Source organism: Sphingomonas sp. (assembly GCF_965200105.1).
Taxonomy (GTDB): domain Bacteria; phylum Pseudomonadota; class Alphaproteobacteria; order Sphingomonadales; family Sphingomonadaceae; genus Solisphingomonas.
Genome location: NZ_CBDATN010000002.1, coordinates 525,864 through 540,164, shown reverse-complemented (window position 1 = coordinate 540,164; position 14,301 = coordinate 525,864). Strand labels below are relative to the sequence as shown.

The following is a 14,301-nucleotide window of genomic DNA, read 5'->3' as shown; positions in this document are numbered from 1 at the left end:
TGGAGAGAGACAGGCGATGACGGGCGTTTTGAGCGGCTTGGAAGTTCTGGATCTCACGCGCGGCATTGCTGGTCCGATGACAACCATGTTGCTGGCGGACCATGGCGCGCGTGTAACGCGTATCCTGCCGCCGGACGGCGATCCTCTGGCGGGGCAGAACGGCTATCGCGTTTGGCAGCGCGGCAAGGCTGCGCTTACGCTCGACCTGAAGCAGGAGCGTGATCACCAGCGCTTTCTGGAGCTGGCGGACGCTGCCGACGTCGTGATCGAGAGCTTCACTCCAGGCGTAACCGAACGCTTGGGTATCGATTATGCGACATTGTCGGCGCGCAATCCGGGGCTCGTCTACACCTCGATCACCGGCTACGGCCGGGACCGGCCGGACTCGCTGCGCCCGGCGTACGACGCGCTGGTCGCGGCTCGCACGGGGCTTCAATGGGAGCAGCGGGGCTGGCCTGAAGGCACAGAGTATCACATGTCGCGGCAGGAGGGCTTCGCGCCCGACCTGGAAGTGCCGCAGGATTGGCTCCAGGGGCCGGATCGCGAAGGACCGATCTTCTCCGCCTCGTCGTGGCCGAGCCTCGGTGCATTCTTCGCCGCCACTCTCGGGACCAACGCAGCACTGCGCGCGCGCGGGCTCAGCGGCAGGGGTCAGCACGTCGAAACCTCGCTGCTCCAAGGCGCGATCGCCGCCGGCTGGGGGGTTTGGCAGCGTTTCGAGGATCCTGATGCTCCGGGGCTGGCCTCCTGGGTGTTCAGCCAGCGCGGCCCCAAGGGCCACTTCCGTTGCGCCGACGGCCGGTGGATCCACCACTGGGTACCCAATCCTCGTTTTGTGATCGGTGCGTCCGAAGCGGCCGAGGGCGCCGAGCGGCTGACCGTGCACGAGGATCCCGACCGTTTCGGCATGGGTGTCGAAGAGCTGCTGGTGATGATGCACTACCAGGAGGACATGGCCCAGCGCTTCGCGCGGTTCAGTTCGGACTACTGGCTGGAAACGTCCGCGGCCGCCAAGGTCTCGCTCCAGCGGCCGCGGCCGGTGGAGGAGGCACTGACCGATCCGCTGCTCCTGAAGGACGGGTGCGTGATCGAGCTGGAAGACCCGGAGCTCGGGCCGATCCGTCAGGTCGGCACGGTCTATACGCTGTCTGCCTGCCCTGCGCCTATTACCGGTAAGGTGCCCGAGCCTGCGGAGACGCCGTTCTTCGCGGCGCCCTCGACGTCGGTGCAGCGTCATGGCGGAGGGACGGGGCCTCTGGCGGGCGTGCGCGTGCTTGATTTCGGTGTGGCGGTTGCCGGGCCCTACGGCACCGCGCTGCTGTCTGATCTCGGCGCGGACGTGATCAAAGTAAGCGCGCCGTATGACGGCTATTGGCACTCGTGCAATATCTCCTTTAGTGCCAATCGGGGAAAGCGCAGCATCGCGCTCGATCTCAAGAACCCGGCCAGCAGGGACATCATCCGGCGGCTGGTCGAGAGTTGCGACATCGTCCAGCACAACATCCGCCGGGAGGCGGCGGCGCGGCTCGGCATCGACTACGAGAGCCTGAAGGCGTTCAATCCGCAGCTTATATACTGCCATACGCGTGGCTTCGAAAAGGGGGAGCGCGATCCGCTGCCAGGCAATGACCAGAACGGCGCCTGCCTTGGCGGCATCGAATATGAAGACGGTGCGATGCACAGCGGCGGCAAGCCGATCTGGGCGCTGACCTCGTTCGGCGATACCGGCAACGGCTTCCTGTCGGCGATCGCGATGGTACAGGCGCTGATCCATCGCGATCGGACGGGCGAGGGGCAGGAACTCGATACGTCGATCATCTACGCGGCCTTGCTCAATACATCCGCCAACTTCGCCTTTCCGAACGGCGACAGCAGCCCCGAGCGGCCTCGCCTCGATCGCGAGCAGCTCGGCTTCTCGGCACTCTATCGGCTCTACGAAACCCAGGACGGCTGGCTCTGCCTGGCGGTGCCTTCGGAGAAGGAATGGCGCGCGCTGGCGGAGGTGATGGGGCTCGACGACACCGGAGGAGGTTCACGCTTCGCCACCCGCGAGCAACGGCTGGAAAACGACTCCGAGCTCATCGCGCTTCTCACCGAACGCTTCCGCGAGCGCGATGCGAAGGCTTGGTTCGCGGCGCTCGACGCCGCCGGCGTACCGTGCGAGATATCCGATCCCGAGTATCCGCTGGTGATGCACGATGATCCCGATATGCAACGCCGCGGCTGGGTTGCCCGCACGCAGCACAGGTTCGTCGGCTGGATCGATCAGCCAGGGGTCTGCGTGAACTTCTCGGACACGCCCGGCGCCGTGCAGGGGCCGCCGCTGATCGCGGGAGATGACAGCCGCGAGGTGCTGACGGAGCTGGGCTATGCGCCGGCAGAGGTCGAGCGCCTGCTTGGCGAGCGCGTCGCATTCGAGCCGGGTGAGACGAGCCAAGCCGCTTAGGCAAATATCCCAGACAGATGAAGATCGGAGGCAGGAGCTGATGACGAGCCTGAAGGTTGGAAGCAAATTGTCGAGCGCCGTGAGCGGCGCGCAGGTCATGATAATCCGGAGCAGCCTGGCCGAGGCCGACCTGAGATGCGGTGGCGCGCCGATGCTCGCGCAAGGCGAAAGCCCGGCGGCCGACGCGACGCTGGATCCCGCGCAAGCCGAGGGGATCGCGACGGGCAAGCGCTACACCGATGCCGCAGAACGGATCGAACTCCTGTGCGTCAAAGGTGGCGAGGGAACGATCACCCTCGACGGCGAGCCGCTCGGTCCCCGCCTCGCCAAGAAGCTTCCCTCATCAGATTGAACCGCGGCGATGAGCATCCTGACCCTCTTGGACATGATCTGCGACGATCGGCCGGACGCGATCGCCGTCGCCGCCGGCGGGCTGGAGCTCAGCTATGCTGAACTCCGCCGCAGGGCCTGCGGCGCGGCGGTGGTGATCCAGCGCTCCGGCGCCTCCCACTGCGCGCGGCTCGGCGCCGGTAGCTTGGCCGAGCCCGTCGGCCTGTTCGGCGCCGCAGCCGCCGGCGTGCCTTACGCGCCGCTCAACTTCCGGCTCACCGCAGACGCGATCAACGCATTGATCGATCGGCTGCTGCCAGCGCTTCTCGTGGTCGACGACGCGTTCATCGAGGTCGTCGCTCCGCGCGAAGGGCTAACCCTCATGACTCGCGCCGCCTTCCTGGAAGAGGCGGCGGCGCAAGCCTGCGACGAGCCTCTCAGCTGGGCTGATCCCGGCGAGCCTGCAGTGCTCCTGTTCACGAGCGGCACGACCGGAGTTCCTAAGGCGGCGATCCTGCGCCATCAGAATTTGGTAGCGTATGTTACCGGTTCGGTGGAGTTCGCGGGTGCCGAGCCCGACGAGGCTGGCTTGGTCGCCGTTCCCCCATATCACATCGCTGGCGTCGCGGCGCTGCTGAGCGCGACCTTCGCCGGCCGCAAGATCACGATATTGGAAGGCTTCTCACCACAGGAATGGCTGGACGCCTGTGGCAGGCAGGTAGTGACCCACGCATTCTTGGTTCCAACGATGCTGGCCCGGATCGTCGCCGACTTGGAGGAGGGTGGTGCGGCGCCGCCGCTCGTCCGGGCAATTTCCTACGGTGGCGGTCGTATGCCGGAGGCGGTGATCCGCCGCGCCGTCGCATTGTTCCCTGGCGCGGCCTTCACCAACGCCTATGGTCTGACCGAGACGAGTTCCACCGTCGCGGTGCTGACGCCCGACGATCACAGGGCTGCGCTCGCCGCGCCAGCGGAAAGCGATATCGCGCGACGGATCACCTCGGTCGGCCAGCCCATCCCCGGCATCGAGGTAGAGGTACGCGACGATGACGGACGCGTGCTCCCGGCTGGCACGATCGGCGCGATCTATTTGCGTGGCGATCAGATCGCCGGCGAATACCGGGACAGCGGCAGCCTGCTGGACGCCGACGGCTGGTTCAACACGCGCGACCATGGATATCTGGACCATGGCGGCTACCTTCACCTCGAAGGCCGGTTGGACGACGTCATCGTTCGCGGCGGCGAGAATATATCGCCCGGGGAGATCGAGCGCGCGCTGACCGAGCACCCGGCGGTGGACGACGCTGCCGCTGTGGCGATCCCGGACGATGAATGGGGTGAGGCGGTTGGCGCGGCGATTGTTCTGAAGCTCACTGGAACAGCGTCGGCTGGCGATTTGCGCGCCTGGGTCCGCGATCGTCTGCGCTCGTCGCGCGTGCCGACGCTCATCCAGTTCAGGCAGTCGCTTCCCTATAATGAGATGGGCAAGCTCGTGCGCCGCACGGTGCGCGAGGAAATGATCGCTGAGATGGCGGCGCAGTTCTTGCCAACCGCCTAAGCCGGATCAAATCGGAGATGACGTGATGGGTGCCGAGACGATGACGATGCCGCCTCTGGACCGCATGTTTATCGATGGTGTCTGGTGCGAGCCATCGACCGATGCGAAGATCGAGATAATCAATCCCGCGACGGAAGCGCTGTACGCGACCGTTGCCGAGGCCCAAGAGGACGATATAAACCGGGCGGTCGCGGCCGCTCGTCGTGCCTTCGATGATGGGCCGTGGCCGCGCATGACCCCTCGGGAACGCGCTCCCTATCTCCAGGCAATCGCCGACGGTGTGAACGCGCGCGGGGCGGAACTCGCCGACGCGTGGACCAACCAGATCGGCGTGCTGACCGGCGTCGCCAATGGCGTCTCGTTCGGCATGGCCGAGCTGTTTCGAGGCCATGCCGCGATGGCCGAGACCTTTCCGTTCGAGGAAGAGCGGCCGACCACGATGGGGCTTGCGATGGGGCTCGTCACGCGAGAGCCGGTGGGCGTGGTCGGAGCGATCGTTCCTTGGAACTCGCCGTTGGTGCTGCTGTCGATCAAGATAGCGCCGGCGCTGCTGGCCGGTTGCACGGTAGTTCTGAAGGCTTCGCCCGAAGCGCCTATAGAAGCCTATCTGATGGCGGAGATCGCACGCGAGGCGGGGCTTCCGCCGGGCGTTCTCAACGTTGTCGTCGCCGACCGTCAGGCGTCCGAGGCGCTGGTCCGTCATCCCGACGTGGATAAGGTCAGTTTCACCGGGTCGAGCGCGGCGGGCATGCGAATCGCCTCGCTGTGCGGCGAGCGGATCGCCCGCACCACGCTTGAACTCGGCGGGAAGTCTCCGGCCATCATCCTCGACGATTATGATCCGCAGGCGGCGGCGGCGGGCCTGATGCACGCAGTCACACTGATGTCCGGCCAGACCTGCGCGGCGCTGACCCGCGTGATCGTCAGCCGCCAGCGTCACGATGCGCTGATCGACGCTCTAGTCGACCGCTTCCGCGCGCTTAAGGTCGGTGATCCGTTCGATCCCACTACCGAACTCGGCCCACTTGCAATGCAGCGCCAGCGCAGCCGGGTCGAGCAGTTCATCGCCTCCGGCATCGACCAGGGCGCGCGGCTCGTCACCGGCGGCCGCCGGCCTCCGGAGCTCGATCGTGGCTACTATATCGAGCCGACGCTGTTCACCGAGGTCGACAATGGCTCCGCGATCGCTCGTGAGGAGATATTCGGTCCCGTGATGAGCGTGCTCATCGCCGACGATGAGGAGCAGGCGATCGAGATCGCGAACGACACGCGCTTCGGACTCAACTCGGCGGTGTTTACCAACGACGTCGAGCGCGCCTACGCGGTCGCGCGACGGCTGCGCGCCGGCACGGTGGGACATAACGGGTATCATACCGATTTCGCGCTCGGTTTCGGCGGCTTCAAGCAGTCGGGGATCGGCCGAGAGGGCGGCGAACAGGGCCTTCACGCCTATCTCGAGTCAAAGACCATCCTGTTAGATGCGGAACTTTCGAGGAGTGACGTATGAACGTCCAAATGCCGACGTCGCTGGTGCCGGATTATGTTCCGGCTGACCGCGTCTTCCAGTTCGATCTGTACGATCGACAAGGCGAGCTCCGGGTGGCGGAGGACCTGCACGACAGTTTGCGCCTTTTGTTGAAGGAAGCGCCTGACGTGTTCTGGACGCCGTGCAACGGCGGCCACTGGGTGGTCACCCGCTCGGACCTGATCGCCGAAGTGTTGAGGGATCCGGCTCATTTCTCGACCTCGCGGACGGAGTTGCCGCGCACGACCGAGCACTATGTCGCGATCCCGATCAACCTCGATCCGCCCGTGCATACCGCCTACCGGCGTGTGCTCATGCAGTACTTCTCTCCGCGGCCGATCAACTCCATGACCGACAAGATCCGCAATCGCGCGCGCGATCTGATCGATGCCGTCAAGGACGATGGCGGATGCGACTTCGTCGACAAGATCGCGATCCCGCTGCCGGTCACCATCTTCATGGAGATGATGGGCTGGCCGACCGAGCGCTACAGGGAGTTCCGCGCGCTCGTCGACACGCTGTTTTCAGGACCCGACGATGAGAGCCGATCGGCGCTCCTGCAGACCATTCTGGGCGAACTGAGCCAGATGATCGCGGAACGCCGGGAGCATCCCACGGACGACCTCATGTCCAAGTTCCTCGAGGACGAAGTGGAAGGGCGCAAGCTTACCGCGGAAGAGGTCCTCTCGATGTGCTTCTTCCTGTTCGCTGCGGGGCTGGACACGGTCGCCAACGCGGCGAGCTTCCTGTTTCGCTCTCTCGCCATGTCACCGGAGACGCAGGCGCGTCTCGCGGCCGATCCGTCGCTGATCGACGACTTCATCAAGGAGGGGCTGCGTACCGCCGGCGTCGTCAATACGCCGCGGCTGGTGGCCAAGGAGGTGACGCTGGACGGCGTGACGATGCAGCCGGACGATATTGTCGTGGTCATGCTGCCGCTGGTAGGAATGGACGACCGCATCCATGCCGATCCGCAAGTTTTCGACCTCGATCGCAAGAACCACACCAACATGCTCTTCGGCATGGGCGTCCACCTATGCGCGGGCCATCATCTCGCGCGGCTCGAGCTCAAGATCCTGGCCGAAGAGTGGGTGAAGGCGATTCCCTCATTCCGCATCGCCCCGGACCATCGCGCGGTCTTCCGGATGGGTCCCGTAATGGCTCTGCGCGATCTGCCACTGACCTGGCCAGTGGATGGCGCCAACGAGACAGTGCGCGCGACCGTAGACGTGGTCGGCTGATCCGATCGGCTGGGGCGGCCTCAGGCCGGCCCAGCCGATCGAACTAGCGCTCGGGCTTGCCCGTCTCGAACATGGCGCGCGCGATAATCACCTTCATCACCTCGACCGAGCCAGCGGCAATCTTCGCAATGCGGCCATCGGCGAAGGCGCGAGCGATCGGCGTTTCCCAAACATAGCCCCAGCCACCATGGAGCTGGAGGCACTCGTCCGTCGCCTCGCAGTGGAGTTCCGTGGCGCGCAACTTCGCAACCGCCGCGTCAACGCTGGTCAGTTTGCCGGCGAGATGGCGGACGATGCACAAATCAATGAAGCTGCGCATCACCCTCGTCTTTGAGAGCAGATCGGCGAGCTTGAATTGGGTATTCTGGAACTCAGCGATTGTCTTGCCGAACGCCTTGCGTTCGGACGTGTAGGCCACGGTCCAGTCGATCACGGCTTCTGCCGCCGCGGCGCTGCGGATCGACTGGAGGAGGCGCTCGGTCGCGAGCTTCGCAGACAGGTAGCGCATACCTCGCCCCTCCTCCCCGATCAGGTTCGTGACTGGGATGCGGACGTCGTCGAAGAAGAGTTCGGACGTATCCTGAGACTTCAGGCCGATCTTGTCGATATTCTTGCCTCGCGCGAAACCGGGCAGGTTAGCCGGCACCAGAAAGAGCGATACCGAGTCGTTCGGCGTTCCGTCCAACTTCGCCGCGACTACGATCAGGTCGGCATTCTGCCCGTTGGAGATGAACGTCTTCTGGCCCGACAGGACGAAGTGATCGCCGTCGCGCCGCGCCCGCGTCGTCATGCCGCGCAGATCGCTGCCCGCAGCCGGCTCGGTCAGCGCCAGCGCCGCCACCACGGCGCCCGACGTCATCTGCGGCAGCCATTCCAACTTCTGCTCTTCGGTGCCGAAGCTGACCAAATAGGGTGCGACGATGTTGGAGTGCACCATGAAACCCGCGAGCGGACCGTGCAGCCCGGCGCGCGAGAGTTCCTCCACGAGCACGACGTCGCATAGGAAGTCGGCGCCAGCGCCGCCATAGGCGGCATCAACGCTGGGGCACAGCAGCCCCAACTCACCAGCCTGCCGCCAGACTTCGCGCGGCACGCGGCCTTCCTTCTCCCAGAGAGGATTTCCAGGCTCGAGCACCGTCTCGGCGAAACGCCGAACAGTGTCCCGATACAGCATATGCTCCTCGCCGAACTCGAAGCCAAAACGCTCCGCCGGCATCGCTCCCTCAGCCACCGCGGTGCTCCTAGTGATCAAGCCTGCCATAGACTGAGATGCCGGCGACGCAGCTCATCGGCCATCCTCCCAAATTGTGCGCGACGCCAATTTCCGGGTCGCGGAGCTGCCGGGCTCCAGCGCGGCCGAGGAGCTGGTTATATATCTCATAGCCCATGCGCAGTCCGCTGGCGCCGATCGGATGACCGAAGCACTTGAGACCGCCGTCGATCTGGCAGGGAACGCCGCCATCGGCGTCGTAAAAGCCGTCGAGGATGTCGTGCACCGCGCGGCCGTCGGGTGAGACGCCGAGATCCTCCATAGTCACCAGCTCGGTGACCGAGAAGCAGTCATGCACCTCCATGAGGCTTATCTGCTCGCGCGGATTGGTGATGTCCGCCTCGGCATAGGCTTTCTTCGCGGCAATGCGCGTGTTGCGAACATGGCTCGCATCCCAGTCCGCCATGCCCTGCTCCTGGCCCGAACTCAGAGAAAGCTGAAGCGCCTTGATGGTGACGAGATCAGTCTTGCCGAGCGAGCGGGCAATCTCGGGCGTGGTGACGATCGCACACGCCGAGCCGTCACTCACGCCGCAACAGTCGAACAGACCCAGCGGTTCGGCTATTATCGGAGCAGCGAGGATCGCGTCCATGCTGACTTCTTTGCGAAGATGCGCCTTTGGACTGTTGACGCCATTGCGATGGCTCTTCCACGACACGTGCGCCATCGCGCGCTTCAGATCGTCACGATTTATGCCATGACGAGCGCTGTAGCCGCTGGCGAGCTGGGCAAAACCCGCGGGCGCGGAAGTAAAAGGCATATGCAGGTCGTTCAATGTGCCGCGGCTGCCCGAAGGAAGGCCGCCATAGCCGGTATCCTTCAGCTTCTCGACACCGATCGCCATTGCGATGTCAGCCGCGCCCGCCGCCACGGCGTAAACCGCGCCGCGGAGCGCCTCAGTGCCCGTCGCGCACATATTCTCGACGCGGGTGAACGGAATGCCCGAGAGGCGTAAGGCGGTCGAGGCCGGCAGCGCGGAATTCGCGATGTTTACGCGCACCATCGCCGAACCGAACCAGGCGGCGTCGATATCCTCGCGGCCGATGCCGGCGTCGTCGAGCGCTTCGGTGAACGCCTCGACCATCAGATCCTCGCTGCCGCAATCCCAGCGCTCGCCGAACTTCGAGCAGCCCATCCCCAGGATCGCCACCTTGTCCTTGATGCCTGTCGCCATGATCGGTCCTCAACAAAGAATGAGCGGCTAGGAGGCTGGAGCCGCCTTCCAGAAGTACCGGACGTAGCCGCGAAGCTTGTCCTCGTCCTTGCGCCTGAACACCATGCGGACAGACGCACCGACCGGAAGGAGGTCGTTGGGCGCCACATCCGCCACCTCCATGAAAACGCGCGCGCCGCTTTCAAACTGCATCAGGCCGACATGAATTGGGGGCGAAATCGTGAAAGACAACCAGTCGGCGGTGAACGTCGCCACCTTCGCCGGCTCGTCGGCCAGAGGATGCGGCAGCGGTGGCGCCGTGGAGGCGCAGGAAACGCAGGCGGCGAGCACGGGGAACTGGACGGTGCCGCAATTCGTGCACTTGCCGGCGACGAACGCCGTCAACTGCTCGCTGACGCGATAGGCTTGGGTGAGCGAGGTCTTGGGATCGAATTCCGATCGCATGCCCCAGTCGGGCTCGATGCCCCCGGTGAAGGCGAGATACTTAAGATAGGCCGTCTCGAGCCGCTTGCGGCCTAGGGCGGCGGTGGCGGGGGCGACGGCCTGGAAGGCGGCGACGGCATCGGTCACCTCGAACGCGAGCACGTCACACCCGTAGCTGAGGTTCGCGAGGACGATTACGTCGCCCGGTGTCGCACGCTCCAGCGCAATGGCGAGTTGCAGGAAGGGCGCGGCTGTCCCCGCGTGGCCGCAGGCGCGCTGGGGCTCCTCGATAAGCTGCACGTCGTTCAGCCCGATGCGTTTCGCCATCGCTGCTCCCGCCCCGGCAACTCCCGGTGCGACGAGGAGGTAGCGGACCCGATCATTCGCGATGTCCTTGTCCTGCAACATCCCCTTCACGGCATCCGCCATGATCTTGAGATAGCCCTCTTCGCGGATCCACCGCTCCTCCCAACCATAGTCGAAATCGCGGTCGGCAAGGCGAAAGCGCTCGACGAGCGGTCGCGTGATCGAGACGCCTCCGAGATACCGGGCGATCACGTCTGTGTCGCCAACGGCGATCGCGACGGCCGCGCTGCCGTAGCGCATCTCCTGAACGCTGGCGGGCTTGGACCGGAGGTTGTCGGACGCGACCACCAGCGTCGCCTGGTCGCCTGCCTCGAGCGCCTGGAGGAGCGCCGAGCTGCCCGCGCGGACGGACCCCGTCGCATCGGTGACAGCTACGGTATCCGACAACGCCAGCGTCGCGGCCAGCATGCCACTGTTACTCGGCTCGGCAAAAGGCAGCGTGACGGAGGCGAGAACGAGGCGATCGAACCGATCACGCTCGGTCCGCCCGACAGCCGCGCGGGTTGCTTCCACCGCCATCGTCAGCGCGTCTTCGTCGAAGTCGCAGAACGCCTTCTCGCCCTTCGCCTCGCCCGCCAACGCCTTGAACGCCCAGCTATGCGCTTCGGCGATTACGCGGCGGTCCATCCTGGGCTGCGGCACATAGACGCCGAGCGCAGTTATTCCGTGCGTGGCCATTCATCCTCCTCAGTTCCGCCGTGCGACGTTGCGCGAAGGTCCATCATGCCCGCCCAAACCCACGGCCGTCACGTGATCATGCTCAGATAGGATCCCAGGCGAAGACGTCGCCGGAACGGTCAAGCTTGTACATCGACGGGCGGAGCGCGGGCAGAGCACGGCTGACGCAATCGCTCGGGCTCCAGCCGTCGGCGTTGTGCACGGTGCGGATCGGACGCGGCTGGCTGTAAAGCACGATCTCGTTCTGTCGCACGCCGAAGATCTGGCCGGTCACGTCCTGCGCCTGATCGGTTAGCAGCGCGACGGTGAAGCCGGCGATCTTGTCGGGCGTCATCCTGCGAACCATGGCGAGGCGCTCCGCATTGTCGCCTTTCTCCGCCGGGATAGTTCCAACGAGCCGGGTGAAGGCAGCCGGGGCGATGCAGTTCGAACGCACGGTGAACCGGGCCATGTCCAGCGCGATGCACTTCGACAGTCCGGCGATGCCCATCTTCGCCGCGCCATAATTGGCCTGGCCGAAATTACCGATCAGCCCACTGCTCGAACTCATGTGGACGAAGGCGCCGCTCGCCTGGGCCTTGAAATGCGGGGCCGCGGCGCGGGCGACGTTGAACGCACCCGTCAAGTTGACCGCTATGGCGACCTCCCAGTCCCGGTCCTCCATTTTATGGAAGATGGCATCACGCACCACGCCAGCGTTGTTCACCACGCCGTCGATCCGCCCGAAGGCCTTCAGTGCGTCGTCGATGATGCCGCGGGCGTCATCGGCTTTCGACACATCCCGGATGCTGGCAACGGCCCTGCCGCCGGCGGCTTCGATCTCCGCGACGACGCCGTTCGCCGCCGAAGGGTCCAAGCCGTCGCCGCCCGGGCTCGCGCCGATGTCGTTGACCACCACCATTGCGCCTTCGCGCGCCGCCGTCTTCGCGACTTCAGCGCCGATGCCGCCGCCGCTACCGGTGACGACGACTACCTTGCCCGCGAGCAGCCCTTCGGCTTGCGAAGCCATGAGTATCCTCCTGATTACCCGCTACGCGGCTGGTACAGCGTCCAGCCGGACCTAAGCGGCGATGTTGATCTTCTCTTGCTGCAGTCGCGGCATCACGCTCGTGCTGAACAGGCGCATATTGCGCTTCGCCTCGTCGGCCGACATCCCGCCGTAGCTCAGCACGGCCACCATCGTCTCCATGCCAGTCTTCTGCCGGATTGCCTCGATCTTCTCAAGGCACTGCTCGGGCGTGCCGAAAACCTGAAGATTAACAAGGTAATTTATAAAACCCTCGCGGCCGATCTCGGTAATCTTCGCCGAGATCCGCTGATAATATTCGTAGCCGGGAACTTGATGCAGTTCGGCATTGGCGAACTCATAATGATCGACGGTGGAGTTGTAGTAGCGGCCGATGTACTTACGCGCCATCTCCTCGGCGCGATCGGCATCCTCGTCGACGAAGGTCCATACCACCACGACCGGCGCCGGCGCTTCGCAGCCGTTCTCCTTTACGTAGAAATCGCGATAGGCCGCGAGGTCGTTCTGCGTCTCCTTCCAGGGCTTCTGCGGCACGATCAGCATGCCCACGCCGAGCTTGGCGAGCAGCGGCATGCTGGCGGGGGATACGCCAGAGGCATAAGTGCGGTCGCGGAACGACTTGAACGGACCCGGCCGGATCGGGGTGCGGGACTGGGTCACGAACTCGCCATTATACTCGCAAATCCCGGTCTCTACCGCGTTCAACATGCACTCGGCGCTCTCCACGAAAAGCGGGCGGGTGTCCGGCAACGGGATGTCGAACGCCGCGAACTCCACCGGCGCGATGCCGCGCCCGACCGACAGGATCTGGCGCCCGCCCGACACATGGTCAAGCATCAGCACCTCTTCCGCTGCACGCAGGGGATTGTGCCACGGCACGACGATCACCATCGTGCCGAGATCGATCTCTCGCGTCCTTCCCGCCATGTAGGTCAGGAACTGGATCGGACTCGGCATCAACATGTAATCGGTGAAATGATGCTCGGTTGCCCAGATCGAGTCGAAGCCGAGCGGCTCCGCCATATCGGCGATGTCGAGTTCGCTCCTGTAGACTTCCATGTCCGACCGTTCGCGGCCGAGGTTCTGGAATATCATTCCCAAGCCTACCCGCAACGCGGTCCTCCTTCTCAAGTCGCTTTGCCCGCGCGCCCGGCACTGAAGCTTGCTAAGGTCGTACCGGGCAGTATGAAACGAAGCAAGCTGTGATTGCCCGTCGGCGACATTTGTTGGAAGCCGCCTTATGAGAACTGCGGCAGCGGGGCCTGGGAAAGCGATGACGATCATGCGGCCGGTCAGGTTGGAAGGCGCGGGGATCTCGATAGCGGCGGATGTCGGAGGCGCCGAGGATGGCCCGCTGGTGGTTCTGCAGCCGGGCGGTGGCCAGACCCGCCATTCGTGGGGGAAGGCCGGCGAAACTTTGGCGGAGAGGGGCTATCATGTCGTCTCGCTGGACCTGCGGGGCCACGGGGACAGCGACTGGTCGCCGGACCGGCTCTATGGCTTCGACCGGTATCTCGACGATCTGGTCCGCGTCCTAGCCCAATTCGCCGACGGGCCGCGGTATCTGGTCGGCGCGTCGCTGGGCGGCATCGTGTCGCTGCTCGCTGTCGGCGAGAACCGGGTGCGCGCCGACGGATTGGTGCTCGTGGACATCGCGCCGAAGGTCGAGTGGAGCGGCGCCAGCCGGATCGGAGAGTTCATGCGCGCGCGACCAGAGGGGTTCGCCTCTGTCGACGAGGCGGCGGACGCCGTCGCCGCTTACCTGCCGCACCGGCCGCGCCCCAAGAGCAACACGGGCCTGCTCAAGAACCTCCGCCTGGGCGCAGACCAGCGCTACCGCTGGCACTGGGATCCGCAGCTGATCGACGAGCACGCGTCGGAGGCGGCGGTCGTTCAGGTCGGCACCCGGCTCGAACAGGCGGCGCGCGCGCTCACCATTCCCACGCTCCTCGTGCGCGGTGGCCTGAGCGATGTCGTAAGCCGTTCGAGCGTCGATCATATGCGCGAGGTGGTGCCGCACGCCGAGATCGTAGAGGTCGCGCACGCCGATCATATGATTGCCGGCGATCGGAACGATGCCTTCAACACGGCGGTAATCGAGTTCCTCCAACGCATCGCGCAGCGCACGCCGGCTGCGGAAGGCGCGAGCGACGGGCGATCGCCATAGGTCGCGCGCTCGGCGCCGGAGGCCGCGAACGGGCGGTCGCGCGGACTACGGGCCCGCAGCTTCGGTCGGCGGGCCAGTAGGGTCGGCCGCCTGTTG

The 14,301-nt window shown here is 65.1% G+C and carries 11 protein-coding genes; 6 read left to right on the top strand and 5 right to left on the bottom strand.

What is annotated here, in order from left to right:
• Window positions 1–16 precede the first annotated feature (16 nt).
• The 5 genes from ACOFKX_RS03865 (at window position 17) to ACOFKX_RS03845 (ending at window position 7,100) form a co-directional block, all read left to right on the top strand.
• Complete coding sequence (locus ACOFKX_RS03865; RefSeq protein WP_419825764.1) at window positions 17–2,446, top strand: CaiB/BaiF CoA transferase family protein; 2,430 nt, start codon at window positions 17–19, stop codon at window positions 2,444–2,446.
• Between the two features lie 79 nt (window positions 2,447–2,525).
• Window positions 2,526–2,798 carry a hypothetical protein gene (locus ACOFKX_RS03860; RefSeq protein WP_419825763.1) on the top strand — a complete coding sequence of 91 codons (273 nt, stop codon included), beginning with the start codon at window positions 2,526–2,528 and terminating at the stop codon, window positions 2,796–2,798.
• 9 nt (window positions 2,799–2,807) lie between these two features.
• Window positions 2,808–4,334 (top strand): class I adenylate-forming enzyme family protein, encoded by a 1,527-nt coding sequence (locus ACOFKX_RS03855; protein WP_419825762.1) that lies wholly within the window; start codon window positions 2,808–2,810, stop codon window positions 4,332–4,334.
• Between the two features lie 25 nt (window positions 4,335–4,359).
• Entirely contained in the window at window positions 4,360–5,841 is a 1,482-nt protein-coding gene (locus ACOFKX_RS03850) for an aldehyde dehydrogenase (RefSeq protein WP_419825761.1), read from the top strand.
• The gene (locus ACOFKX_RS03845) at window positions 5,838–7,100 is read left to right on the top strand and encodes a cytochrome P450 (protein WP_419825760.1); all 1,263 of its coding nucleotides are present in this window, start codon (window positions 5,838–5,840) and stop codon (window positions 7,098–7,100) included. The genes ACOFKX_RS03850 and ACOFKX_RS03845 overlap by 4 nt, the downstream gene beginning before the upstream one ends.
• 43 nt (window positions 7,101–7,143) lie before the next feature.
• Here ACOFKX_RS03845 and ACOFKX_RS03840 read toward each other — a convergent pair whose 3' ends face one another.
• The 5 genes from ACOFKX_RS03840 to ACOFKX_RS03820 form a co-directional block, all read right to left on the bottom strand.
• Window positions 7,144–8,316, bottom strand: coding sequence for an acyl-CoA dehydrogenase family protein (locus tag ACOFKX_RS03840; protein ID WP_419825759.1), 1,173 nt, complete (start codon window positions 8,314–8,316; stop codon window positions 7,144–7,146).
• A 25-nt stretch (window positions 8,317–8,341) separates the two neighbouring features.
• Window positions 8,342–9,544 (bottom strand): acetyl-CoA acetyltransferase, encoded by a 1,203-nt coding sequence (locus ACOFKX_RS03835; protein WP_419825758.1) that lies wholly within the window; start codon window positions 9,542–9,544, stop codon window positions 8,342–8,344.
• 27 nt (window positions 9,545–9,571) lie between these two features.
• A complete protein-coding gene (locus tag ACOFKX_RS03830; RefSeq protein ID WP_419825757.1) occupies window positions 9,572–11,011 on the bottom strand; it encodes a zinc ribbon domain-containing protein in 1,440 nt (479 codons plus the stop codon).
• Between the two features lie 82 nt (window positions 11,012–11,093).
• A complete protein-coding gene (locus ACOFKX_RS03825; protein WP_419825756.1) occupies window positions 11,094–12,020 on the bottom strand; it encodes an SDR family NAD(P)-dependent oxidoreductase in 927 nt (308 codons plus the stop codon).
• A 51-nt stretch (window positions 12,021–12,071) separates the two neighbouring features.
• Window positions 12,072–13,322: an LLM class flavin-dependent oxidoreductase gene (locus ACOFKX_RS03820; RefSeq protein WP_419825755.1), complete on the bottom strand. Its 1,251-nt coding sequence runs from the start codon at window positions 13,320–13,322 to the stop codon at window positions 12,072–12,074.
• Here ACOFKX_RS03820 and ACOFKX_RS03815 point away from each other — a divergent pair.
• A complete protein-coding gene (locus ACOFKX_RS03815) occupies window positions 13,321–14,205 on the top strand; it encodes an alpha/beta fold hydrolase (protein ID WP_419825754.1) in 885 nt (294 codons plus the stop codon). The genes ACOFKX_RS03820 and ACOFKX_RS03815 overlap by 2 nt on opposite strands.
• Window positions 14,206–14,301 lie beyond the last annotated feature (96 nt).

What these genes read in the sequence shown, in the direction of transcription:
- ACOFKX_RS03865 (WP_419825764.1), top strand. Translation starts at nt 17, where the DNA reads ATGACGGGCGTTTTGAGCGGCTTGGAAGTTCTGGATCTCACGCGCGGC.
- ACOFKX_RS03855 (WP_419825762.1), top strand. Translation starts at nt 2,808, where the DNA reads ATGAGCATCCTGACCCTCTTGGACATGATCTGCGACGATCGGCCGGAC.
- ACOFKX_RS03850 (WP_419825761.1), top strand. Translation starts at nt 4,360, where the DNA reads ATGGGTGCCGAGACGATGACGATGCCGCCTCTGGACCGCATGTTTATC.
- ACOFKX_RS03845 (WP_419825760.1), top strand. Translation starts at nt 5,838, where the DNA reads ATGAACGTCCAAATGCCGACGTCGCTGGTGCCGGATTATGTTCCGGCT.
- ACOFKX_RS03840 (WP_419825759.1), bottom strand. Translation starts at nt 8,316, where the DNA reads ATGCCGGCGGAGCGTTTTGGCTTCGAGTTCGGCGAGGAGCATATGCTG.
- ACOFKX_RS03835 (WP_419825758.1), bottom strand. Translation starts at nt 9,544, where the DNA reads ATGGCGACAGGCATCAAGGACAAGGTGGCGATCCTGGGGATGGGCTGC.
- ACOFKX_RS03830 (WP_419825757.1), bottom strand. Translation starts at nt 11,011, where the DNA reads ATGGCCACGCACGGAATAACTGCGCTCGGCGTCTATGTGCCGCAGCCC.
- ACOFKX_RS03825 (WP_419825756.1), bottom strand. Translation starts at nt 12,020, where the DNA reads ATGGCTTCGCAAGCCGAAGGGCTGCTCGCGGGCAAGGTAGTCGTCGTC.
- ACOFKX_RS03815 (WP_419825754.1), top strand. Translation starts at nt 13,321, where the DNA reads ATGCGGCCGGTCAGGTTGGAAGGCGCGGGGATCTCGATAGCGGCGGAT.
- ACOFKX_RS03820 (WP_419825755.1), bottom strand. Translation starts at nt 13,322, where the DNA reads ATGATCGTCATCGCTTTCCCAGGCCCCGCTGCCGCAGTTCTCATAAGG.